This window comes from Paenibacillus sp. HGF5 (assembly GCF_000204455.1).
GTDB classification, from domain to species: Bacteria; Bacillota; Bacilli; order Paenibacillales; family Paenibacillaceae; genus Paenibacillus_AQ; species Paenibacillus_AQ lautus_A.
The window spans coordinates 42,960-64,236 of sequence record NZ_AEXS01000167.1 but is presented as its reverse complement, the minus strand read 5'-3'; the positions used below and the strand labels follow the sequence as shown (position 1 = coordinate 64,236).

At 51.1% G+C, this 21,277-nt stretch carries 25 protein-coding genes and 1 pseudogene; 24 read left to right on the top strand and 2 right to left on the bottom strand.

Annotated elements, in window-relative coordinates; all coding sequences use genetic code 11:
- Positions 1 to 18 precede the first annotated feature (18 nt).
- The 4 genes from HMPREF9412_RS27650 (at position 19) to HMPREF9412_RS27635 (ending at position 3,323) form a co-directional block, all read left to right on the top strand.
- Positions 19 to 1,107 (top strand): prephenate dehydrogenase, encoded by a 1,089-nt coding sequence (locus tag HMPREF9412_RS27650; protein ID WP_175320817.1) that lies wholly within the window; start codon positions 19 to 21, stop codon positions 1,105 to 1,107.
- Between the two features lie 407 nt (positions 1,108 to 1,514).
- Positions 1,515 to 2,108: an RNA polymerase sigma factor gene (locus HMPREF9412_RS27645; RefSeq protein WP_015734542.1), complete on the top strand. Its 594-nt coding sequence runs from the start codon at positions 1,515 to 1,517 to the stop codon at positions 2,106 to 2,108.
- The gene (locus HMPREF9412_RS27640) at positions 2,105 to 2,707 is read left to right on the top strand and encodes an anti-sigma factor family protein (RefSeq protein ID WP_009595201.1); all 603 of its coding nucleotides are present in this window, start codon (positions 2,105 to 2,107) and stop codon (positions 2,705 to 2,707) included. The genes HMPREF9412_RS27645 and HMPREF9412_RS27640 overlap by 4 nt, the downstream gene beginning before the upstream one ends.
- Before the next feature lie 28 nt (positions 2,708 to 2,735).
- On the top strand, positions 2,736 to 3,323 hold the full coding sequence (locus HMPREF9412_RS27635; protein WP_009595148.1) for a histidine phosphatase family protein: 588 nt from the start codon (positions 2,736 to 2,738) through the stop codon (positions 3,321 to 3,323).
- A 71-nt stretch (positions 3,324 to 3,394) separates the two neighbouring features.
- Here HMPREF9412_RS27635 and HMPREF9412_RS27630 read toward each other — a convergent pair whose 3' ends face one another.
- A complete protein-coding gene (locus HMPREF9412_RS27630; protein ID WP_009595231.1) occupies positions 3,395 to 4,153 on the bottom strand; it encodes a class I SAM-dependent methyltransferase in 759 nt (252 codons plus the stop codon).
- A 364-nt stretch (positions 4,154 to 4,517) separates the two neighbouring features.
- On the opposite strand from HMPREF9412_RS27630, the gene HMPREF9412_RS27625 reads away from it, so the two are divergent.
- The 8 genes from HMPREF9412_RS27625 (at position 4,518) to HMPREF9412_RS27590 (ending at position 10,501) form a co-directional block, all read left to right on the top strand.
- Entirely contained in the window at positions 4,518 to 5,672 is a 1,155-nt protein-coding gene (locus HMPREF9412_RS27625; protein WP_009595128.1) for a hypothetical protein, read from the top strand.
- Positions 5,673 to 5,779: 107 nt separating this feature from the next.
- Positions 5,780 to 5,959, top strand: coding sequence for an IDEAL domain-containing protein (locus tag HMPREF9412_RS27620; protein ID WP_009595190.1), 180 nt, complete (start codon positions 5,780 to 5,782; stop codon positions 5,957 to 5,959).
- A 104-nt stretch (positions 5,960 to 6,063) separates the two neighbouring features.
- Positions 6,064 to 6,501: a DUF2487 family protein gene (locus HMPREF9412_RS27615; protein ID WP_009595159.1), complete on the top strand. Its 438-nt coding sequence runs from the start codon at positions 6,064 to 6,066 to the stop codon at positions 6,499 to 6,501.
- A gap of 169 nt (positions 6,502 to 6,670) precedes the next feature.
- On the top strand, positions 6,671 to 7,216 hold the full coding sequence (locus HMPREF9412_RS27610) for a ubiquinol-cytochrome c reductase iron-sulfur subunit (RefSeq protein WP_015734548.1): 546 nt from the start codon (positions 6,671 to 6,673) through the stop codon (positions 7,214 to 7,216).
- 15 nt (positions 7,217 to 7,231) lie between these two features.
- Positions 7,232 to 7,903 (top strand): menaquinol-cytochrome c reductase cytochrome b subunit, encoded by a 672-nt coding sequence (gene qcrB / locus HMPREF9412_RS27605; RefSeq protein ID WP_006209500.1) that lies wholly within the window; start codon positions 7,232 to 7,234, stop codon positions 7,901 to 7,903.
- Positions 7,904 to 7,924: 21 nt separating this feature from the next.
- Positions 7,925 to 8,812 carry a menaquinol-cytochrome c reductase cytochrome b/c subunit gene (locus HMPREF9412_RS27600; RefSeq protein ID WP_009595210.1) on the top strand — a complete coding sequence of 296 codons (888 nt, stop codon included), beginning with the start codon at positions 7,925 to 7,927 and terminating at the stop codon, positions 8,810 to 8,812.
- Positions 8,813 to 8,944: 132 nt separating this feature from the next.
- Positions 8,945 to 9,577, top strand: coding sequence for a DUF1405 domain-containing protein (locus tag HMPREF9412_RS27595; RefSeq protein WP_009595245.1), 633 nt, complete (start codon positions 8,945 to 8,947; stop codon positions 9,575 to 9,577).
- Positions 9,578 to 9,643: 66 nt separating this feature from the next.
- A complete protein-coding gene (locus HMPREF9412_RS27590) occupies positions 9,644 to 10,501 on the top strand; it encodes a sporulation protein YpjB (protein WP_009595197.1) in 858 nt (285 codons plus the stop codon).
- A 42-nt stretch (positions 10,502 to 10,543) separates the two neighbouring features.
- Here HMPREF9412_RS27590 and HMPREF9412_RS27585 read toward each other — a convergent pair whose 3' ends face one another.
- Positions 10,544 to 11,413 carry a YitT family protein gene (locus HMPREF9412_RS27585; RefSeq protein ID WP_009595097.1) on the bottom strand — a complete coding sequence of 290 codons (870 nt, stop codon included), beginning with the start codon at positions 11,411 to 11,413 and terminating at the stop codon, positions 10,544 to 10,546.
- A gap of 223 nt (positions 11,414 to 11,636) precedes the next feature.
- Between HMPREF9412_RS27585 and HMPREF9412_RS27580 the strand changes: the two genes are divergently transcribed.
- The 12 genes and pseudogenes from HMPREF9412_RS27580 (at position 11,637) to HMPREF9412_RS27525 (ending at position 21,206) form a co-directional block, all read left to right on the top strand.
- Positions 11,637 to 11,966: a nucleotide pyrophosphohydrolase gene (locus tag HMPREF9412_RS27580; RefSeq protein WP_009595193.1), complete on the top strand. Its 330-nt coding sequence runs from the start codon at positions 11,637 to 11,639 to the stop codon at positions 11,964 to 11,966.
- A gap of 49 nt (positions 11,967 to 12,015) precedes the next feature.
- Complete coding sequence (locus tag HMPREF9412_RS27575) at positions 12,016 to 12,561, top strand: tetratricopeptide repeat protein (RefSeq protein WP_009595137.1); 546 nt, start codon at positions 12,016 to 12,018, stop codon at positions 12,559 to 12,561.
- A gap of 11 nt (positions 12,562 to 12,572) precedes the next feature.
- Positions 12,573 to 13,376 carry a 4-hydroxy-tetrahydrodipicolinate reductase gene (gene dapB / locus HMPREF9412_RS27570; protein ID WP_009595251.1) on the top strand — a complete coding sequence of 268 codons (804 nt, stop codon included), beginning with the start codon at positions 12,573 to 12,575 and terminating at the stop codon, positions 13,374 to 13,376.
- A gap of 18 nt (positions 13,377 to 13,394) precedes the next feature.
- Entirely contained in the window at positions 13,395 to 13,814 is a 420-nt protein-coding gene (gene mgsA, locus HMPREF9412_RS27565; protein WP_009595198.1) for a methylglyoxal synthase, read from the top strand.
- Complete coding sequence (gene bshB1 / locus HMPREF9412_RS27560) at positions 13,814 to 14,521, top strand: bacillithiol biosynthesis deacetylase BshB1 (RefSeq protein WP_009595102.1); 708 nt, start codon at positions 13,814 to 13,816, stop codon at positions 14,519 to 14,521. The genes mgsA and bshB1 overlap by 1 nt, the downstream gene beginning before the upstream one ends.
- A gap of 31 nt (positions 14,522 to 14,552) precedes the next feature.
- Positions 14,553 to 15,716: an N-acetyl-alpha-D-glucosaminyl L-malate synthase BshA gene (bshA, locus tag HMPREF9412_RS27555; protein ID WP_009595219.1), complete on the top strand. Its 1,164-nt coding sequence runs from the start codon at positions 14,553 to 14,555 to the stop codon at positions 15,714 to 15,716.
- Positions 15,717 to 15,760: 44 nt separating this feature from the next.
- Complete coding sequence (locus HMPREF9412_RS27550; protein WP_009595098.1) at positions 15,761 to 17,059, top strand: CCA tRNA nucleotidyltransferase; 1,299 nt, start codon at positions 15,761 to 15,763, stop codon at positions 17,057 to 17,059.
- Positions 17,046 to 18,034 (top strand): annotated as a pseudogene (locus HMPREF9412_RS27545) (biotin--[acetyl-CoA-carboxylase] ligase). The gene HMPREF9412_RS27550 and the pseudogene HMPREF9412_RS27545 overlap by 14 nt, the downstream one beginning before the upstream one ends.
- A gap of 281 nt (positions 18,035 to 18,315) precedes the next feature.
- Positions 18,316 to 19,203 carry a 3-methyl-2-oxobutanoate hydroxymethyltransferase gene (gene panB, locus HMPREF9412_RS27540; RefSeq protein WP_009595233.1) on the top strand — a complete coding sequence of 296 codons (888 nt, stop codon included), beginning with the start codon at positions 18,316 to 18,318 and terminating at the stop codon, positions 19,201 to 19,203.
- The gene (gene panC, locus HMPREF9412_RS27535) at positions 19,200 to 20,090 is read left to right on the top strand and encodes a pantoate--beta-alanine ligase (protein WP_009595124.1); all 891 of its coding nucleotides are present in this window, start codon (positions 19,200 to 19,202) and stop codon (positions 20,088 to 20,090) included. The genes panB and panC overlap by 4 nt, the downstream gene beginning before the upstream one ends.
- The gene (gene panD, locus HMPREF9412_RS27530; protein ID WP_009595228.1) at positions 20,083 to 20,466 is read left to right on the top strand and encodes an aspartate 1-decarboxylase; all 384 of its coding nucleotides are present in this window, start codon (positions 20,083 to 20,085) and stop codon (positions 20,464 to 20,466) included. The genes panC and panD overlap by 8 nt, the downstream gene beginning before the upstream one ends.
- 110 nt (positions 20,467 to 20,576) lie before the next feature.
- Positions 20,577 to 21,206, top strand: coding sequence for a hypothetical protein (locus HMPREF9412_RS27525; protein WP_009595155.1), 630 nt, complete (start codon positions 20,577 to 20,579; stop codon positions 21,204 to 21,206).
- The last annotated feature ends 71 nt before the right edge of the window (positions 21,207 to 21,277 follow it).

Here is a 21,277-nt window from a genome sequence, read left to right as displayed (position 1 = left end):
GTGAGAGAGAACATGACAATGCAAATTTCCATATTCGGCGTCGGCTTGATCGGCGGTTCGTTAGCTTTAAACTTCAAAGGAAAACCTGGCATAACCGTTACCGGTTATGCCCACACCCAAGAATATGCCGACCAGGTCATTGCTAAAGGCGTCGTTGATAAGGTTACGCTTTCGGTAGAAGAAGCTGCCCTAGACGCGGACGTCATTTTTTTATGCGTTCCCGTAGGCAGTCTTGAGATGTACATGAAACGTTTGAGCGAAATGCGGCTGAAGCCGGGATGCATTATTACGGATGTTGGCAGCACCAAAGCAAGCATTGCCGAATGCGCGTCCCAGCTTGCCCTTAAGGATGCGTATTTCATCGGTGGTCATCCGATGGCGGGCTCGGAGCGGTCCGGTGTTGGAGCTGCCTCCACCGTATTGTTCGAGAATGCATATTACGTGCTTACTCCGCCGGACGATGTCCCTCAGGATAAGCTGAACGTGCTTGTAGAGCTTTTGTCTCACACGCGTGCCCATATTGTGAAGGTAGAGCCGAGACTTCACGATGAGATCGTTGGAGCGATCAGCCATCTGCCTCATGTGATCGCAGTGGCGTTAGTCAATCAGATCAGCTCCTATAATGACGATAATCCGTTGTACCGCACCTTGGCCGCAGGGGGCTTTCGGGATATAACCCGCATCGCTTCCAGCGACCCGGTCGTATGGCGGGACATTCTATTAAACAATCGCAGGGTCATGCTGACGCTGCTGCAAGACTGGAATGAAGGGATCCGGCGATTCATGGATATGTTGGAGTCGAAGGACGGTGCTGCGATCGAAGAGGCTTTCCGCATGGCAGGAGAATTCCGCAGCGTCCTGCCTGAGCGGCGCAAGGGCATGATTGTGTCCCAATTTGATCTGTATTTGGACGTGCCTGACCATCCGGGCATCATCGGCCGCATTGCGACGGAGCTCGGGACGAACAGCATCAACCTCAGCAACATGCAGATTATCGAGAGTCGGGAAGATGTGCCGGGCGTGATGAGGCTTTCCTTCCGCAATGAAATCGAACAGGAGCGGGCTAAAGAGCTGTTGTTATCGCAAGGACACTCGGTGTATCAGTAATTTTCCGGTTGTTTTTAAACAACCGGAAATAAATGCGTTTTCAGTGTTGACAAAATGAAAACGTATACATATAATAAAAGTACAGTATGGTTTCTCTCCACTCCTATCCAAAATATTGCACTTTGTGCAACCGCCTTCAATGTTGAAGGCGGATTTTTTTTGCCTATTTTCCTATCCGTGGAAAACCTTCTGCCACAAACCTGAACTTTTCTCCAATATGTGCTATAATGCTAGAGTGCTAGTGTAGAAGATTTGGGGAAATTGCCAAATACATAGAATAGTCAGACAACATGAGGCGTAACTATATATGGTTTGACGGTACTTTTGCACAAATCCTTGATTTTCCTCATGAAGGTGGAATTGACAAGGAATGGGCACCGGTGGGTGAAGGAGGAACGAAAAATCATATGACGGATTCCCAACTAATCCAAGAAATTAAGCAAGGCAATACCGAACTTTATTCCGAATTAATGCGGCGTTATCAGAGAAAAATATTGGCATTTGTCTATCATATGTTAAAAAGCTCGCACATGGAGCTAATGGCCGAAGATTTATGCTCGGAAACGTTCTACAAGGCGTTCCGGAGCCTGCATTCCTTCCGGGAAGTGGATGCATCCTTCTCGACTTGGCTCTACACCATTGCGCGCAACACCGTGCTGAGCGAACTTCGCAAGCATCGCAGCGGCACATTGCCCCTGGAAGAGAGCGGGGTCGTGCCAGTGGCGCCGCTGGAGGTCGCTCCGGAGCAGGCGATCCTGCGCAGTGAACGAGTACATATGGTAAGGGAAGCGATTAACAATTTACCGGAGAAGCAGAGATCGGCGCTGATTCTTCGGGAGTATGATCAACTGGATTACCAGGAAATCGCAGATATTTTAGGTCAAAGCGTCAGTTCGGTTAAGTCACTGTTGTTCAGAGCCCGCGGCAGCGTAAAAATTCAGCTCGAACCCTATTTTTATGAGCCGGTTTTTGAGGATCTGAGAGGGATGAAGAACAGATGACTTGCAATGAAGCCCAAGAGCTGATGGAAACGGTCTGGGATTTACCGGACAACGATCTGCGGCGACAACGGCTGATTGCGCATGTTCAAACCTGCAGTTCATGTGCAGCGGAGTACGAAATGTGGGTGGAAAGCCAGAACATGGTTCATGCCTTGGAGCATGAGCTTCCCGACATGGACGCTGAACAGATCAACCGCAATGTGATGGACCGCATTTATCGCGATTTTCCCTGGCTGGTGGAGGAAACGTCCAAGAGCCGGGCGGTTAGCCGGGTGTTCCGGAAGCGGCTGACGCTGATGATTGCCGGTTTTCTGGCCTTGTTCGTTTGCAGCTTTGTTTATTTTGCAGCGACGGGCAATCAGCCTGATCCGGTTCCGGAAGCCGTAACGACAGGGATTATCCCTACAGGAGTAGCGGATACGGCCCAAGGCTTGAATGCCAAGGACGATTACAACATCCCAAAAACCAACAGCGGCATTATTGATCCTTTTGTGGTTGATATGAGTCCCACTCAGCCAGAATACTGGATGATACTTTCCCTTTTGGGAATCGGATGCGCTTTGTTTTTCCTAAAAAGACTAAATCGGGTCAGAAGATAAAATATGGATAGGATGGAGGAGAGGCGGCATGCAGATCGGCTTGGTTCGCCATGGATTAACGGATTGGAACGCTTTAGGCAAAATCCAAGGCCAAACGGACATACCACTGAATGAGGAAGGCCGTCGTCAAGCGCGTTTGCTTGGGGAAAGACTTCTGCAGGAGCCTTACCGATGGGACTTCGCGATCAGCAGCGGGCTCTCCCGCGCTGAAGAAACCGCGAAGATCATTTCGTCCATGCTGAACATTCCCTTGGCGCCGCCGGATAACCGCTTGCGTGAGCGTAAGTACGGTCAGGTGGAAGGCTTGACAGCGGAAGAGCGTGAAACCCGGTTCGGTGCCGATTGGCACATGTTGGATCTGGGTCAGGAAACGGATCTGGAGCTTCAGTCCAGAGGGCTTGTCTTTCTCGATGATATGTGGCATAAACATCCGGAAGCCAATATTCTGGTTGTCAGTCATGGCGGTTTTTTAGCGCAGTTATACAAGCTGGTGTGCCGTGGCGCTCTGAGCGAACGGATCGGCAATCTGTCGCTCACCGTCCTGGAGAGAAAAGAGGATGACTGGTCACCCTTGCTGTTTAACTGTACCAAGCATCTGTTGACGAACCAATCGTAAATATGAGCGTGTATTAGTAGAAGGAGCCTTCCGCCGGGAAGGCTCCTTCTTTATGTTGGCTAGGTTGACGTTTACACTTCGGCGATTAGAATAAACCGGTGCTGCTGGACCTCGAAGTAGCCATTGGTCCGGATCATCCGGTGAATATGATGTAAAGGCTCGATATAGCGCTCCACCGTAAAATTCGGAATCTGCCAGGGAATCGCTATCAAGTAATAAACCAGTGCGCCGATGTCGTAAAATCGCTGCGGTAAAAAGTCCTCGCGGCTGAAGGTAACCTTGAAACCATGATCATGCAGCTCTTGAGCCGCTATCGCCAGGTTCCAATGAGCAAACTCTTCATTCAGCGGAACGCCAAGCGATTCGTTTATCCCATAACAATCGGTTCCGCCGGATTGCTGGGTTACGAACACCCCACGCTCGTTCAATATTCTTCTTACTTCCGCTGCCGAATAGGATTCATGCTGATTGATGATCAGGTCAAAATAACGATCCTTGAAAGGAAGCGAGGAATCTTCTTCAAAATAGACAACGTTTACGCCCAGCGGCTCAAGTCTTTGTTTCGCAATCTGAACGTTCGGTTTGTACCCTTCGGTGGCATAAACGGTTTTGGGGAGCGGCTGCAGGGAGGACAAGAATTCTCCTCCTCCCGTCCCCATGTCCAGCATCGTAGCGGCATTTCGCATCAAAGGGAGCACCGCGCTGCCCAAAGACCAGGGGAGAGCGTGGGACTGCATGCGGCCGGAAGCGGTAATACGCGAAAAGTCCCATCCCGAAAAATGGTGATCCATGTTTTGAATGAAGTTTAAAAATTCAGCATCATTTATCATCTCTCTTAACCTCCGAGTCATTTATCATGAATAAGTTTCTTCATATAAAACGCTCTTAAGGGAGGTCCGCGGATTCGATTCGCACCAAGTTATATTTCGTGTTCCGGCGTTCTTATCATGGTGATCCTCCTGTATTAATGGAATCAGCCCGTCTTAAAAAAAAGCTGGGCTTCATTTTGTATTCGTTATAAAAACATCAAGTGCTGTTTCCTGTAACCTTTTGAATGTATTCTATCATTTAATAAGAGAGCATAGTCATTTCTATATAGAAATAATCAAAAATATTTCATCAAACCGAGGTGCATCAGGTATCAAAAGTCCAAAACCTTCCCATAATGGTTGTAAAACGGCGAGGCGATGGAAGATGAATCTAGCGGATATGCTCACATATGCCGATATTGGACAGCTTAGCAATATAGCGAATCACTATGATTGTGACGCTAAGCGAAATTCGAAGCACGAACTGATCCAGAGCATCCTGTCCAAGCTCGGGCGAAGAGAGTTTTTCGAGGAGCAGGTCAGCAGCTTGTCACCAAGCGATTTGCGTTTTCTGAACAATCTGGTCTTTGACACACGAACAGGCTACAGCCTGGAAGAACTGACGGCCGCCATCCGTCATACGGCGGATTTGGAGGAGAAAGAAGATAAAGCTTCTTCAAACAAGAAGGCAGCTGCGGCCAAAACGGAAAGTCCGCGGGAGGCGGTCGCACGTTATCGCCGGAGCGGCTGGCTGTTTAACGGTTTTACTCATTCGACCAAGTATTTGTTTCAAGTCCCCTCGGATTTGAAGGAGCGGTTCCGCGATGTGCTGCGGGAGCGGCTTCATCAAAATCTGGAGCGTTTGCCGCATGATCCGGAGGCGTACCGGGATGAGCAGGGACTAGCTGCTGAAGATCTCAAGCTGATTCTTAAATATGTAGGCGGGCACGATATCGAGTTGAACCAGGAAGGATTCATGTATAGGCGCAATCAGCAGCAGCTCATGAGTACGCTGCATATTTCGGAGCCGTTGATTACCAAGGGAGCGTGGCGGTTCGGGTATGGTCGTTCCTGCATTGAGTATCCCGACCGGTTTGCGCTGCTGTACGATTATGCCTACGCCAAAAAATGGATCAGGGAAAACCATGCGCGGTTGATCCTGAGTGAAACCGGAACCTCGTTTCTTGAGGAAGGAAATCAAGTTAGCGTGATACAGATATTCCGCTTTTGGTTAAGACTGTATAAAGGCGCAATTCCCAATATATCTTCTCTTGTTTACTGGATAAGTCAATGCGCAAGAGATTGGGTCACGGCAGCCTCGCTTTACGAATCGCTGGGCTGGCTAATCCGTCCTTTCTATTATGATAGTCCGCAAAACATCTTGGAGCAGCGGATTATCCGTATGCTGATGCATTTGGGGATGCTCAGAATAGGGGAGAGCCAGAGCATGGGAACATCATACAAAATGACCGCGCTTGGATTGAAGGCAGCGGAAGCCGGCATACATATCAGCGATTCGAATGATGATTTGATCCTCTAGCATGGTTGTTTGGACAAGTTCGCAGCAGCCGTAAATATGTTGGAAGTTAAGCAATTAAAGGGAAAGAATATAAGCTATACGCAAATTTAGTTTGGAGGTGCATCCTAATGGATAAGATGAAGGTTACTTACGAGGTTATGTTAGGTCTGGCGGCCGAAATGGTGTGGGACGAGGCATTGCGCAAGCATCGGAGCGAAGAGCTGTACAAGGAAATCGACGAAGCGCTGGCTTCCGGCGACGAAGTGGCTTTCCGAACCCTGACGGATGAACTGAGGACTTTGAATTGAAGAAATGCTTTATCGCATTTCTTCTTTTTTTTGCCTAACCTGACCTTTCACTCGTATAATGAAGACAAAATCATGATGAGTGAGCAGAAAGGAATGTATCTTGCATGAAATTTAGTGAAGTGGAAGAGCAGACGTGGCCGGAGCTGAAACCTTATTTTGATACCTGCCTGATTCCGTTCACCGGACTTTCGGGTACGGAAACGCCATGGGAGGCGACAGCCGCGCTGGAACGGCTCCGGGATTTTATGGATATGGCAGAAATTCCGTTTAAGGGAAGATTGGTTACATATCCTGCCGTACAATATGGAAATACTGAAGATATGAAGCTTCTAAATGAAGTTTGTCACAATGTCAAATCCATCGGCTTTAAGTTCGTGGTGGTCATGACAGCCGATTCCGAGCTCTCCATAGAGGATGTGCCCGAAAGTACGCTTGTCCTGTCGCGCCGCAGGCTGGAAGGCAGCGACTCGATCCCTATGCCTGCCATCGTATCCGGACAGATCAGCGAAATGTGGCAGCAGGAAAGCCGTGTTGAATTGTGACAAAAAACCAACAATTTATGAAAGGGCTATTGGAAGCGAACCCAAATTTGGGATTCAAATTCTTGACGGTCTTGGGTGCCTAAGATATTATTAGTATGTCCTAGTAAGTCGTGTGATTTTAATCATTGATGACACTTAAGAACGGTTGACAAAGGGGGTTGAACACAGAATGAGCAGCAACCACAATGACGAGCATGAAGAATCGCACAATCCACCCCGACAGAAAGAGATGTCCCGCAGACAATTTCTTACATACACGTTGGGCGGTGCCACAGCTTATATGGCTGCTGGAGTAGTTTTGCCAATGCTCCGCTTTGCCGTTGATCCGATTCTTCAAAATAAGGAAGAAGGGTCTTTTGTAAAAGTCGCGGAAGAGAGCAAAATTACCAACGATCCACAGGAATTCCATTTCGAGCTCAAACAGCAGGACGGCTGGTACAACAGTACGGCTACTTTGACGGCGTGGATTCGTAAGAACGATCAAGGTGAAATTGTAGCGCTTTCACCGATTTGTAAGCATTTGGGATGCCTTGTTGGATGGAATAACAACAAGAATTTCCCGGATGAATACCACTGCCCTTGCCACGGTGCGCGTTATACACCGGACGGTAAGAACCTGGCAGTCGCGCCGAAGCCGCTTGACCAGTACGAGACGAAAATCGAGAACGGCTGGATTTACCTCGGCGCCATCGTGCCAAATACCGTAGTTAAATAGGAGGCGTAGATTCAGATGTTGAAGAATGTCTACAACTGGATTGATGAACGTCTCGATATCACGCCGATTTGGAGAGACGTTGCAGACCACGAGGTACCGGAACACGTAAACCCGGCGCATCATTTCTCCGCGTTTGTGTACTGTTTCGGCGGCTTGACGTTTTTTATCACAGTCATCCAGATTCTGTCGGGAATGTTCCTGACGATGTATTACGTACCGGATATCATAAACGCTTACAACAGTGTCGAGTACCTGCAAACACAGGTTGCCTTCGGACAGATTGTCCGCGGCATGCACCACTGGGGCGCAAGCTTGGTAATCGTTATGATGTTCCTGCATACGATGCGCGTGTTCTTCACCGGCTCTTACAAAGCGCCGCGTGAAATGAACTGGGTCGTTGGTATGCTCATTTTCTTTGTTATGCTCGGCCTTGGTTTGACAGGTTACCTGCTGCCATGGGATAACAAAGCTTACTTCGCTACAAAAGTTACACTGGAGATTGCGAACTCCGTACCTTGGCTTGGACCTATCATTAAAGAATTGCTGCAAGGCGGTACGATCGTAGGTGCCGAAACGCTGACGCGTTTCTTCGCTATTCACGTATTCTTCCTTCCGGCTGTCCTTCTTGCCTTATTGGTAGGACACTTTATCATGATCCGCAGACAAGGTATTTCCGGTCCACTATAAGAAGAAGGGAGGCGCATATTTATGGCACATGGTCATAAATCTGATGAAAAAGTAGTTTATGTCGGCGATTCGCGTGTGAAAAAAGGCAGCGGTTGGGTTACGCCGCCGGATTACACCGCATACCCCGGCAAATCAGAAGCGTTCATTCCTAACTTCTTGTTGAAGGAATGGATGGTTGGTGTAGTTGTATTGGTCGGTTTCCTTGTACTGACCATCTCGGAACCGGCACCGCTTGGTTATCCGGCGGATCCGGGGGCTTCGGTCATTCCGATGCCGGACTGGTACTTCCTGTTCCTGTATGAATATTTGAAGCTTCCGTACGCATCCGGTGATTATGTGGTACTCGGTACGATTGGCGTTTCCGGCGTAGCCTTTGGCTCATTGCTCCTCGTTCCGTTCCTGGATACAGGGAAGGAACGCAGGTTCTATAAGAGACCTATCACTTCGGCGCTGATGATTCTGTCGTTGTTTGCCGTCATCTATCTGACCAATGCTGCATGGACGCACTATCAGCATGAGCTGGAAGCGACGGGCCAGAAGCCGGAGCATATTCAGCGGGAAGAAGAAGCTCACGAGAAACGTGCAGCTGGTCTGCCAACGACCAGCGGCAAGCAGCCTGAAGACAGCATCGTAGCGATTGTGGATAAGGATAATCCTGCAATGGAGACCTTTAAGACGGCTACTTGTATCTCCTGTCACGCTGCAGATTTGAAAGGGGCATCCGGACCGTCGCTGCGCGGTGTCGGGGATACCCATACCAAAGAAGAGATTGTGGCTATCATCGAAAATGGCCAAGGCAGCATGCCGGCTATGAAGGAAACTGCACTCTCTGCTGGAGTTACCGAAGAACAACTCGACCAGCTGGCTGATTGGCTCGCAAGCCAGAAGGCAGAAGCGGCTGCAGAGTAACATGCATTAAAGAACCTGACCGTATTACGGTCAGGTTCTTTTTTAAATGCGTACATAGATGAAATATGTCCCTGGTTTAGGTATAATCGGCATTAGTCTAAAGAATACAGGAACAGGATTGGAGGACCGAGTTTGTCAATTTCGTTTTTATGGAGCCGGGAATTTCTAAGCAAGCGATCGATTCTTTGGCTGCTGCTCGTCTGCAACGTACTTGGAACAATCTATGGATACATATGGTACGGCGCTCAAATGGCCGATACGGTGGAACATGGCTACATATGGCAGGTCGTATTCGTGCCGGACAGCCCGACGGCCAGTTTGTTCTTCAGCTTGGCGCTTTTGCTGCTTCTCTACCCGCCTCGGAGCCTCGGCGGCGCGTTGTTTCAGCATCTCATAGAGGCACTGGCAGTCGTCACATCCGTGAAGTATGGCATATGGGCGGTTGCGATGATATTTGCCGGACAAGCCCAAGGAGATGTGCTGGCATGGCAGGATTGGATGCTTGTCGCTTCGCACACGGCGATGGCAGTAGAAGCCTTGCTGTTCGTCCGATTGTTTCATTACCGCTGGACAGCCCTAACCGGGGCCATTGCCTGGACGCTGCTGAACGACACCGTCGATTATACATATGGCGTGTTTCCGTGGCTGCCCGGTCCGTTATATGATGACCTGCCAGCCGTCCAGCTGTTCACTTATCTGTTGACGCTCTTCAGCGGTTTCGCCGGCTGGATCTTCATGAAATACGGGAATCCCAAGCAACGCTAGCCGTTTCGCCGGCACGGTTCTATGAGCATCCCTTCTGCCATACATATACGGTAGGAGGGATGTCCCATGTTACGAATCTTTCCGAAGCTCCTTCTGTCCCTGTCTGCATTGCTTCTGCTGGTTACCGCAGGCTGGGGTAATCCCCTATGGGCTAGTGCGGCGGCAAACGGACAGTCGGAGTCTTCGCCTGCTGCATCCATTCAGGCCAAAGCGCTGAACAAGGAAGTGGAGCAGTTATACCGTCATGTGGAGGAAGGCAATGTACAAGCCGTGTTAGAGGATATTCGCCGGGTATCCGGGCTGTTTGAGGCTTCCTCATTTCAAGGATTGACCGGCGTTGAGGGGATCCACGCGTTGGCTGAGAGCATTCTGGAGATGAAAGAAGCTACGGCAAGGGCGACGCAGGAGCCCCAGCACTGGATGGTGTCCGCCGGCAAGCTCCGAATGGCAGCGGATAGCCTGATCCATGCCAGGGATGCGTTATGGCTTCAATATTACAAGGTCATACGCGAAGACCTGAGAGTCATGGGACAGTATGCGCAGCAGCAGGATCAGGCTGGCATGAGACGAGCCTACGACAGCCTGAGCGAGCATTATGAGCTCATCCGTCCTTCCGTTGTCATCCAGCGCAAGCCCGAGGATGTCAACATGATGGAATCCTGGATTTCCTATGCAGGGGGACTGGTGGCATCCGGAGACACGGCGCAAGTGGGGAAAGTGGTTCCGCAGGGCGAGGAAATGATGAATATGTTATTCGGCAAGAAAAAAGACGAGCCTGCGCTTGCTCCGCTGGGAGAGGTTAAAGAGCCATGGACTTGGCAGCTGGTCATTGCCGCTTTTATTTTGGCGGCATTAACGTTTGCAGGGTACCGCAAATACCGCGGCCAGCTGTACAGCGCAAAACCGATGTTCCCCCGAAAGTAGTCGAATATCCATCATGGTCCGAATAGCCCGGTGCAAACCGGGCTATTCCTCTTTAAAACCTTCCCCGTGCACGTCATTGACATCATTAATGATAATAAACGCCCGGGGGTCCAAGGATTTGGCGATTCCCGTAAGGCGGCGAATCTCCTGCCTCGATACGACGCAGTATACCATATGCTTGGCTTGCATGGAGTAAGCGCCGATAGCCGGGATCAGCGTGACCCCGCGATCCATCTCGGTAGATATGCGATTTGCGATATCAGGCGCCCGGTCACTGATGATGGTGAAGGCTTTGGCGGCATAAGCCCCTTCCTGTATGAAATCGATCACCTTGGAAGCGATGAATACGGCGACCAGGGTATACAATATGCGCTCGAGCGGGATAAAGAATAAGGATAGACCGATAATCAAAATATCGAGGGATAAAATGATCTGGCCCATGCTGAACCCGAATTTCCGGTTGATGATTCTGGCAATGATGTCGGAGCCGCCAGTCGTCCCGCCGAACCGGAAAACGATGCCGAGCCCGGCCCCCAATGTCACCCCTGCATAAAGCGCAGCCAGAATATAATCATGCTCGGTGTGAAAAGGCACGACATATCCGCGGTCGATCAGTAATTCGAACAGCCACAGAAACAGGGTTAAGGATGCGATGCCGAGACCTGTATAGACAGACTGGCGTTTTCCGAGTATTTTCATTCCGACCAGGAACAGCGGGATATTCAATGCCATGGTTGAAAGGGACGGCGATATGTTAAAGGCGTAATTTAGCAGTACGGTAATGCCGGTGACCCCACCCTCCATGAGTTCATTCGGAATGATGAAATACAGCAGTCCGAATGCGTATATGGCAGAACCGGCGATGATCGGAATGATCGTTTGCAACTGATGGAGCAACTTGGACGTTTTCATAAGACCCCTCGCATTTCCAATAGTGGATATTTCGGAATGTCTGCAGATTGCTTCACACCTGTCTAGTATGCGCCGATATGGTTTCAGCAATAAAAAATTATTTGTTTTCAAATCCGCTTTACGATAACATAGGTTTAAAACCAATCGCTCGTATGAGAGAAGACTGCCCCAGCTTGAAGGTTGCAAGCTGAGGCTGAGTGTGCAGTGAAGGGAGTTAAGAGTCTTGGGAAAATCAATGGCTGAAATGCAGCAGGAAGTCGATCGATACATATCACAATTCAAGGAAGGTTATTTCAGTCCTTTATCCATGATGGCCCGAATGTCGGAAGAGGTGGGGGAACTCGCCCGAGAAGTTAATCATCAGTTCGGCGAGAAGCCGAAAAAAATGGATGAAGCGGAAAATTCCATCGAAATGGAGCTTGGAGATATATTGTTTATTACGATCTGTTTTGCCAATTCCCTCGGCATCGATCTCGCGGAAGCGCATGATAAAGTGATGCATAAATTTTCTACGCGCGATGCCGATCGTTGGACGAAAATAAACACCGATTAGGCAGCTGCTACATATGCTGTACCAAACCCGCTGTGGGGAGGGACAGCCCGTGAAACCTGAAAGTTATATACAAAAAGCATATCGATGCATACTTCAAAATGATTTCGAAGAAGCGTTGCGTTGGTTTGAGCAAGCGATCATCGCGAATCCGGGAGATGCCGAAGTGCATTATCGGTGCTCCATTACCTACGGCAGAAGCAACAAGCTGGAGATGGCGATTACGCATGCGGAGGAAGCCGTCAGGCTGCAGCCGGACAAACCGGAATATGCTCTTCATTTACAGCATATCAAGGCTGCGGAGCTGGTGCAGCGAGCAAGAAAAATGGTGGAAAACCGCAAGGATGTGACCAAGGCTGAATTGTATCAAGCCGTGGGACATCTCAAATCAGCCGTAGCCATGGACCCTTTGTACGCTCAGGCTTATGTATGGCTTGCTCTTGTTTACAGTGAACTCGATGAGCATGCGCTCGCCATTACCACGCTTAAAGAGGTAATTTCGTTGTACCCGCAGGAGAGCGGGCTGCAGCATATTATGGAGGAACTCAAACAGCGCTTGAAATCATATATGCAGGATACAGCATCGGATGGAAAGTGAGGATATGTAACATGGCAAACAAATGGACAGTTGCGGTCGTCGGTGCCGGCGGCCGTATGGGTAAAGAAGTAGTGAAGCTTGTATTGGGCGACGAGGAACTGGAACTGGTTGCTGCCGTCGGCTTGTCGGATGCGGGAGCCGATGCAGGAACGCTGGTAGGTCTGCCTGCCTGCGGCATTACGGTGACATCGGATCTGGAGATGGCGCTTGTCGAATCCAAACCGGACGTCATGGTTGATTTTACGGCGCCTCAATTTGCATACAGCAATACGGCGTTGGCCATCAAGCACGGCGTTCGCCCGATCATGGGCACGACCGGCTTTACGCCGGAGCAAATCGAAGAGCTGGACAAGCAATGTACGGAACAGAACATCGGCGGATTGATCGCGCCGAACTTTTCCATCGGAGCCATTCTGATGATGAAATTTGCTGCCCAGGCCGCCAAATATTTGCCTCACGTTGAAATTATCGAAACCCATGGCGACCAGAAGCTGGATGCTCCGTCCGGAACATCGATCAAAACAGCGGAAATGATTGCTGCGAACCGCGAGGAGATTCGTCAAGGCAATCCGAAGGAAGAGGAAGTCATTGAAGGTGCAAGGGGCGGATATTACAACGGCTTCCGAATTCACAGCGTTCGTCTGCCGGGCGTCTTTGCCCAGCAGGAGGTCATATTTGGCGGTTACGGTCAAAGCCTGAAGATCCGACATGATTCGTATGAACGTGCAGCTTATATGCCGGGCGTGAAAATGGCTATAGAGAAGGTAATGGGCTACACCGGTTTGGTCTACGGATTTGATCATTTTATTGACTAACATAGGGGAGAAATTACTATGAATATTGCATTTATCGCGCATGACCGCAAAAAAGAGGAAATGGTCAATTTCGTTATCGCTTATGAAAATGTATTCGAAGATCATAAATTATACTCGACTGGAACGACGGGAACCCGGATTATGGAGCAAACCCAACTCAGCATTCACCGTTTTGCTTCGGGACCGCTGGGCGGCGATCAGCAGATCGGAGCTCTTGTGGCGGACAATGAGATGGACCTGATTATTTTTCTTCGGGATCCGTTGATGGCACAGCCTCATGAACCGGACATCAATGCACTCCTCCGTTTGTGCGACGTGCAGGGAATACCGCTTGCTACCAATGTGGCGACGGCTGAGATTCTCGTCAAGGCGCTGGACCGCGGCGATTTTGCATGGCGCGAACTCGTTCATAAATATAAACCGGGTGTGGATAGCTGATGAACACCAAACTGGACATATTAATCTTCGGAGCTCATGCAGACGATGCCGAGATCGGAATGGCAGGAACGATTGCAAAGCATACGGCAGCTGGACTGTCGGTCGGGATCTGCGATCTCACGCAGGCGGAAATGTCGTCGAACGGCACCGTCGATCTTCGCAAGCAGGAGGCAGAGCAAGCTGCCGGTATTTTGGATCTCAAGGCCCGAACGAATCTGGGGCTGCCGGATCGCGGTTTGTTCGTGACGCCGGAGCATATTGAAAGGGTCACGGCCGAGATTCGCAAGTTTTCTCCTTCTATTGTATTTGCTCCCTACTGGGAGGACCGCCATCCGGACCATGTCGCTTGCAGCCGGTTGGTTGAGGAAGCGGTATTCAATGCCAAGCTTCGCCGATACATGCCCGAGCAGCCGCCGGTTAAGGTGGACGAGCTTTATTTTTATTTCATAAACGATATCGGAAGAACGGATTTGGTCGTTGACGTTACGGAGCAATACGGCGTTAAGGAGCAGGCCTTGTCTTGTTACCGTTCCCAGTTCGAGAAGGCTGAAGAAGATGCAGTCTCAACCCCGTTGACCGAGGGGTACATCGAGCGTGTGCGGGCCAGGGATTCACTGCTTGGAGCGCGCAGGCTTATTCCTTATGCAGAGGGCTTTGCTTGTAAAAGTCCGTATGTTGTTCATCTATTCGGCCCCAAGCAGGCATAATATATAGAGGCGTACATAAAGGAGGCCTGACATGAATCAGCAACCATTAAAAATCGGCATTACCTGTTACCCATCGCTCGGCGGGTCAGGAGTCGTGGCGACCGAGCTGGGCAAACTCCTCGCGGAGCAAGGCCACCAGGTTCATTTTATCGCTCACAGCATTCCGTTCCGATTGGGAACTTTCCATAAAAATATTTTTTATCATGAAGTTGAAGTAAACGACTATTATGTGTTTCGTTATCCCCCATATGACCTGTCGCTGGCGACCAAAATGGCTCAGGTGGCAAAAATGCAGCAGCTTGACGTGCTTCATGTGCACTATGCCGTGCCGCATGCCGTATGTGCCTTCTTGGCCAAGCAGATGGTCGGAGATCAGCTGAAAGTCGTTACGACGCTCCACGGAACCGATATTACGGTGCTGGCGCAGGACGAGTCGCTGAAGGATTTGATTCGGCTAGCCATTAATGAAAGTGATGCCGTTACCGCCGTTTCTCAGGATCTTATTCGTGAGACGCGGGAGCTGCTGGATATAAGCCGTGACATCGACCTTACCTATAATTTCGTGGATCCGCGGGTGTATTATCCGCGGGATTCGAGATCGCTGCGTAAGGATTATGCCGATCCGAACGAAAAAATCATGATGCATATTTCCAACTTCCGTCCCGTGAAACGGGTAGGCGACGTATTGGAAATATTCGCCCAGGTGCAGGAGCAGGTACCCTCGAAACTGCTATTAGTCGGGGAAGGGCCGGAGCTTCCGAAGATCCAATGCCGGATCAATGAGCTGGGGCTTGGCAGCAAGGTGCATTTTCTCGGCAAACAAGACGAGATTGCCCATGTGATCTCGATGGCGGACGTGCTTCTGCTCCCATCCGAGAAAGAAAGCTTTGGCTTGGTCGCCCTGGAAGCAATGGCGTGCGGAGTGCCAACGGTAGGATCCACGGCAGGCGGCATTCCCGAGCTGGTTACCCATGGGGAAACCGGGTATCTGGCTCCAATCGGAGACACGCATTCGATGGCTCAGCATGTGCTGGATATATGTAAGGATGAAGCCCTCAGCGAACGGCTGCGCAAGGCATGCCTGCAGCGTTCCAAAACGATGTTCTGCAATGAATTGATACGGGGCAAGTACGAGGAAATCTATTACCGAGTATTGGGACGGGAGGTTAGCGAGCTGAAGCCGGTTTGCGGCTAAGCTCGACCCTCTCGTTGTTTTTCGGATAAAAGGAACGGGAAACTATGGCAGATAAGTATAATTCGATTCGATGGCGCAACGCGGACCCGGACATGGCCGAGCGGAGTGCGGATGTGATCCGCACTCTGCTTCGGCATGGGCATGAAGCGTATTGGGTCGGAGGCTGTGTCCGTGATGAATACATGGGGCGCAGGGTCAGCGACATGGATATTACCACCTCCGCCTTGCCGGAAGTCACCTGTTCCGTCTTCCCCAAAGTAATTCCTACGGGAATCAAGCACGGAACCGTGACGGTGCTGATGGAAGGCCAGTCTTTTGAAGTGACGACATATCGGGTGGAGAGCGGTTATGAGGACCATCGTCATCCGACGGAGGTCGCTTTCGTGGGGGAAGTGAAGGAAGATTTGAGGCGGCGCGACTTCACCATGAACGCAATGGCCAGAGGAATTGACGGTTCCTGGGTTGACCCGTTCGGCGGACGAGAGGATATTGACCGGAAGGTGATTCGCTGCGTGGGCGATGCCCGTCTTCGATTTCGCGAAGACGCCCTGCGCATGGTGCGCTGCATCCGCTTTGCCTCTGTGTTCGGTTTCTCCATCGCACTCCGTACATGGAGAGGGATCCTCTCAGAGAGAGACACCTTAGGATGGATTGCGATGGAACGCATCCGCAGTGAATTCGAGAAAATTCTGGCTGGGCCGTCCCCGCTGCGCGGATTGGAGATGTTTGTCCGCAGCGGACTTCATTCCCGGATGAAAGCGCCCTTTCCCTATACCACGCATGATAGGAAGACGATCGAAGCCATGGAGCGGATTGAACCGGATCACGCGATGATCCGTTGGTCTTTGCTCCTGCTCGCATGCGGCATTACAGCTCAGGAAGCAGAGGAGCTCCTGCGGTCATGGACGTTTTCCAATAAGCAGCGGGAATCCATCGTGAAACTGCTCTCGCTGCATGAATCCTATCTGCAGCAACCGAATGCGGGCGATGCCGAAAGCAGCAGGCTCAAGTGGATCGGCCTAGTCCTTGCCCATGGGGTCGAGGCAGCCCAAGGATGGCTGGAAATGCAAACGGCTTTGCATCACACGGGAGCGTCTTCTGCTCCGCTGACCTTCATCCGGCAGTTTGACGTGTGGCTGCAGGATCTCCGGATCCGCAGCTTGAAGGATTTGGCCATCACCGGCAGCGAATTGCTTGAGACGCTGGGCAGACGCGGAGGCCCGTGGCTTGGGGAACTTCTCGGGCTGCTGCTGGGGAAAGCGGCGGCAGGTTTGATTAACAACGATAAGGAATCGTTGATTGAAGAAGCAAAGCGGGTGGTAATTCATAATGAAGGATCATGATCAAGACAACGCACTTCTGAGAATGTTCCAGGAGAATGCCGGTCAGTTTCTGTCCGGGGAAGAGATTAGCCGAAAATTGTCCATCAGCCGGACGGCCGTATGGAAGCAGATCAATAAGCTTCGGAATGCAGGGTATGATTTCGAGGCCGTTCCGCGGCTTGGCTACCGCATGCTGGACGAGCCGGACCGACTGAGCTGGGATCAACTGACAGCGGGCATGACCAGTCGGTACTTCGGCAAATCGATCAAGCTGTTGGACAAAACGGCGTCAACTCAGGAGGATGCCCGGCAGTTGGCAGAAGAAGGGGCAGCCGAAGGCACGCTTGTCATCTCGGAAGAGCAGACGGGGGGGCGGGCAGAATGGGAAGGAAATTTCATTCCCCGAGAGGCAAAGGCATATGGATGAGCCTGGTGCTCAGACCGAAGCAGCCGCTGCATCTAACCCAGCAGCTTACCTTATTGACAGGCGTGGCGGTATGCCGCGCCATCGCTAAATCCGCCGGCGTGCAAACCGACATCAAATGGCCGAACGATATTCTGTATCAGGGCAAAAAGGTTTGCGGCATTCTGCTGGAGTCTGCAACCGAAGATGAAAGAGTACGCTACTGCATTGCCGGCATCGGAATCAGCGCGAATCTGAAAGAAGCGGATTTTCCAGAGGAATTGCGGAACGTTGCGACGTCGATTCGCATCGCCGGCGGGAAAACCGTCAATCGGACATCGCTGATCCAGTCCATCATGTCGGAGATGGAGGTTTTATACGAATTGTACAACGAGGAGGGCTTCGAGCCCGTAGCCTCGCTCTGGGAAGCTTTATCCGGTACGGTGGGCCGCGAGGTTCAAGTACAGACGGCCCGTGACCGTTTTAGCGGGATTGCGACGGGACTCAACCAGGATGGCGCTCTGCTGGTCCGCAACCAGCATGATGAACTCGTTCCCGTGTATTCAGGCGATATTCTTTTTAATACCAGGTAAATGAAACATGGTGAAATCGGAGCTGGAATTTGATATACTACAACTATAGAGGCGGTATCGCCATGAGCGAATTGCACTCTGCAGCAAGTGGGAATTATGATTTAGAACACCTTCATAACTGTTATGCCGGTTACGTTGGATTCTGCTCTGAGCCGAAAGGACCGAGACAGAAGGGACGATCGCGAGTGACTCTTTTTTGCCTTTCGGACTTTTTAGCAAGTACGTGCTAAAAGGTTTTTTTTATTGTGTCTAACTACATCACACAGGGAGGCTGTGTCACAATGGCAGGCAAACAACCACTGAACATCGTGAAATTGAAGAACATGAAGAAGAAGGGCGTACCGATCACGATGCTGACCGCGTACGATTATCCTTCCGCCAAGCTGGCGGAAGAAGCGGATATTGATATGATACTGGTGGGCGATTCCCTCGGCAACGTTGTGCTGGGTTATAGCTCCACGATTCCCGTCACGCTGGACGACATGGTGTACCACACGCGCGCCGTCGCTCGCGGAGCCGAGGATACGTTCATCGTAGCGGATATGCCGTTCATGACTTATCATGGAGGCATCGATGAAAGCTTGCGCGGCGTGCGGCGATTGATGCAGGAAGGTCATGCGCATGCCGTGAAAATGGAGGGCGGCGAAGAAATCGCCGATACCGTAAAACGGATCGTACAATCCGGGGTCCCGGTGCTGGGCCATATCGGGCTGACGCCTCAGTCGGTAAACCAGATCGGCGGCTACCGGATTCAAGGCAAGGATGCCCAAGATGCCAAGCGGCTCATGAACGATGCGAAGGCGCTTGAAGCGGCCGGCGCATTTGCTATCGTGTTGGAACTGGTTACGGAAGAAGCGGCTGCTGACATATCCAAAGCGCTGAGCATCCCGACCATTGGCATCGGCGCCGGTCGTTATTGTGACGGCCAGGTGCTGGTATTCCATGATATATTGAAATACGCATCCCCTTATCGGGACAAACGCTTCGTGAAAACCTACGCCGATGTCGGCTCCGTTATCCGCGAGGGTATCACGCAGTATGTGAAGGAAGTGAAGGACCGCGCATTCCCGGCCGAGGAGCATGTGTTCAAGACGGAGAACAATGCCGGTTCCGAAACGACAACGGCATTATATGGAAGCCAGAAGGAAAAGGTGGGCACGACATCATGAAAGTGATTCGCAGCATTGCGGATTTAAGATCAGAGCTTCGGGACCGGCTGGAATCCGGCAGAGGCCCGGTAGGCCTCGTGCCTACGATGGGTTATTTGCATGAAGGACACGCCAGCCTGATGCGGAAGGCGCGGGAAATGTCAGGTACGGTTGTCATCAGTATCTTTGTCAATCCGATTCAGTTCGGACCGGGCGAGGATTATGAAACTTACCCACGGGATGAAGCGCGTGACCTGGCGTTGGCGGAATCCGAAGGGGTGGACTTGGTATTCATTCCTGCGGTTGAGGAAATGTATCCTCAGCCGACCAAAACCAAAATTGCCGTAGCGGAAATTACGTCATTGTTGTGCGGGGCCTCCCGCCCCGGACATTTCGACGGTGTCACCACGGTTGTTAATAAATTGTTCAATATCGTAAAGCCTGACTATGCCTTCTTCGGGATGAAGGATGCGCAGCAGGTGGCCGTCATAGAACAAATGGTACGAGATTTGAATATGGATGTGACCATCGTGCCATGTCCGATCATTCGCGAATCCGACGGCCTTGCCCTAAGCTCGCGCAACGTGTATCTGAAGCCGGAAGAGCGGGAACAGGCCCTTGTGCTGTCGGGCTCGCTGCGGACGGCTCAGGAGGCAATCCGGCAGGGACAAGCGACGACGGCAGGAGAGATCCGCGCTCATCTTCGGGATTATATATCCCGCTCTCCGCTCGCTGATATTGATTACGCGGAATTGCTCACCTTCCCGGAGCTCGCGCCCGTGGAAGATTCATACCGCATTGTGGATGAAGACAGAACCGTCATCATGGCGCTGGCCGTGCGTTTTGGCCGTACCCGTCTCATTGACAATGCATTACTTCAACCAAAAGTAGGGGGATCCCATGTTTAGAACGATGATGAAATCCAAAATCCACCGCGCAACGGTGACGGAAGCCAATCTGAACTATGTGGGCAGCATTACCATTGATGAGAATCTAATGGAGGCTGCAGACCTTCTGGAGAATGAAAAAGTTCAAATCGTGAACAATAACAATGGCGCCCGTCTGGAAACGTACGTGATCAAAGGCGAGCGCGGCAGCGGCGTCATCTGCTTGAATGGGGCAGCCGCACGGCTCGTACAGCCCGGCGACAACGTCATTATCATTTCTTATGCCATGATGTCCAAAGAGGAATACGACCATCACACCCCGACGGTCGTGATCGTCGACGAGTCGAATAAGCCGGTTACGACGGAGTATCGCGAAGTTCACGCCGCCATTCTCTGAAGAACCAAAATGTGTCGGGACCCTAAAGGGATGAAAAGACCGTCTTCTACAGAAAATGAGTTCAGGTCGACGCACTGATCTCATTTTTCCGCTAAGGGTGGGATGCAGCTATGTTTCAACATGTATTCGCCGAAATGAACAACATGTTAGATGAAATTGTGAAGCATTACCCTTCTGCTCAAGGTCCCCAAAAACAGGCGCTGGTACAAAACTGGAACATGCTCAAAAGCATGAGCGAGGGCATTATCGAGGAGTGGCTGCATTTTGAAGAAAAAATGGCCATCTTCCGCGAGAGTGCAGCGTCACCTCCGGTTTTTCCGCCGACCGAAGCGCCTGAATTGCAGCTGGATGCGTTCGTTCGCGGTCAAGGTTACTACAAGCTGTTGATGTTCCAGCCGGCCATACAGCAGTTTGAGGCAGCCGCTGCGGTATTTCCGGACAGCCTTCTGATCAAGTTGTACATTGCCATGTCCCATCTGTATTTGGGGCAAACCGCCCAAGCATCCGACGTATTGATCTCCATCCTGCCCCTGGCTGACAACAGAAAGCTTCGGGCGATGATCTACAATGCGCTTGGATGCATCGAGGTGTTGAATGGACAGCAAGCAAAGGCCGAGGAACATTTTGCACTGGCGATTCATAGCGATCCGACGCTTCCCGACCCCATGATCAACCTGGAGGTCTGCAAGCAGAATCGCGGTGAGCTCCAGTACGGCAGCCAATTGATCTCTTTGCTGTAGAAATCAAGCCACAACAAGAAGCGATGCCAGAGCTCACCTTGAGACTTTGGCATCGCTTTTTGCGTACGGGA

Coding starts and splice junctions, on each gene's coding strand:
- HMPREF9412_RS27650 (WP_175320817.1), top strand. CDS start 19: ATGCAAATTTCCATATTCGGCGTCGGCTTGATCGGCGGTTCGTTAGCT.
- HMPREF9412_RS27645 (WP_015734542.1), top strand. CDS start 1,515: ATGACGGATTCCCAACTAATCCAAGAAATTAAGCAAGGCAATACCGAA.
- HMPREF9412_RS27640 (WP_009595201.1), top strand. CDS start 2,105: ATGACTTGCAATGAAGCCCAAGAGCTGATGGAAACGGTCTGGGATTTA.
- HMPREF9412_RS27635 (WP_009595148.1), top strand. CDS start 2,736: ATGCAGATCGGCTTGGTTCGCCATGGATTAACGGATTGGAACGCTTTA.
- HMPREF9412_RS27630 (WP_009595231.1), bottom strand. CDS start 4,153: ATGATAAATGATGCTGAATTTTTAAACTTCATTCAAAACATGGATCAC.
- HMPREF9412_RS27625 (WP_009595128.1), top strand. CDS start 4,518: ATGAATCTAGCGGATATGCTCACATATGCCGATATTGGACAGCTTAGC.
- HMPREF9412_RS27620 (WP_009595190.1), top strand. CDS start 5,780: ATGGATAAGATGAAGGTTACTTACGAGGTTATGTTAGGTCTGGCGGCC.
- HMPREF9412_RS27615 (WP_009595159.1), top strand. CDS start 6,064: ATGAAATTTAGTGAAGTGGAAGAGCAGACGTGGCCGGAGCTGAAACCT.
- HMPREF9412_RS27610 (WP_015734548.1), top strand. CDS start 6,671: ATGAGCAGCAACCACAATGACGAGCATGAAGAATCGCACAATCCACCC.
- qcrB (WP_006209500.1), top strand. CDS start 7,232: ATGTTGAAGAATGTCTACAACTGGATTGATGAACGTCTCGATATCACG.
- HMPREF9412_RS27600 (WP_009595210.1), top strand. CDS start 7,925: ATGGCACATGGTCATAAATCTGATGAAAAAGTAGTTTATGTCGGCGAT.
- HMPREF9412_RS27590 (WP_009595197.1), top strand. CDS start 9,644: ATGTTACGAATCTTTCCGAAGCTCCTTCTGTCCCTGTCTGCATTGCTT.
- HMPREF9412_RS27585 (WP_009595097.1), bottom strand. CDS start 11,413: ATGAAAACGTCCAAGTTGCTCCATCAGTTGCAAACGATCATTCCGATC.
- dapB (WP_009595251.1), top strand. CDS start 12,573: ATGGCAAACAAATGGACAGTTGCGGTCGTCGGTGCCGGCGGCCGTATG.
- mgsA (WP_009595198.1), top strand. CDS start 13,395: ATGAATATTGCATTTATCGCGCATGACCGCAAAAAAGAGGAAATGGTC.
- bshB1 (WP_009595102.1), top strand. CDS start 13,814: ATGAACACCAAACTGGACATATTAATCTTCGGAGCTCATGCAGACGAT.
- bshA (WP_009595219.1), top strand. CDS start 14,553: ATGAATCAGCAACCATTAAAAATCGGCATTACCTGTTACCCATCGCTC.
- HMPREF9412_RS27550 (WP_009595098.1), top strand. CDS start 15,761: ATGGCAGATAAGTATAATTCGATTCGATGGCGCAACGCGGACCCGGAC.
- panB (WP_009595233.1), top strand. CDS start 18,316: ATGGCAGGCAAACAACCACTGAACATCGTGAAATTGAAGAACATGAAG.
- panC (WP_009595124.1), top strand. CDS start 19,200: ATGAAAGTGATTCGCAGCATTGCGGATTTAAGATCAGAGCTTCGGGAC.
- panD (WP_009595228.1), top strand. CDS start 20,083: ATGTTTAGAACGATGATGAAATCCAAAATCCACCGCGCAACGGTGACG.
- HMPREF9412_RS27525 (WP_009595155.1), top strand. CDS start 20,577: ATGTTTCAACATGTATTCGCCGAAATGAACAACATGTTAGATGAAATT.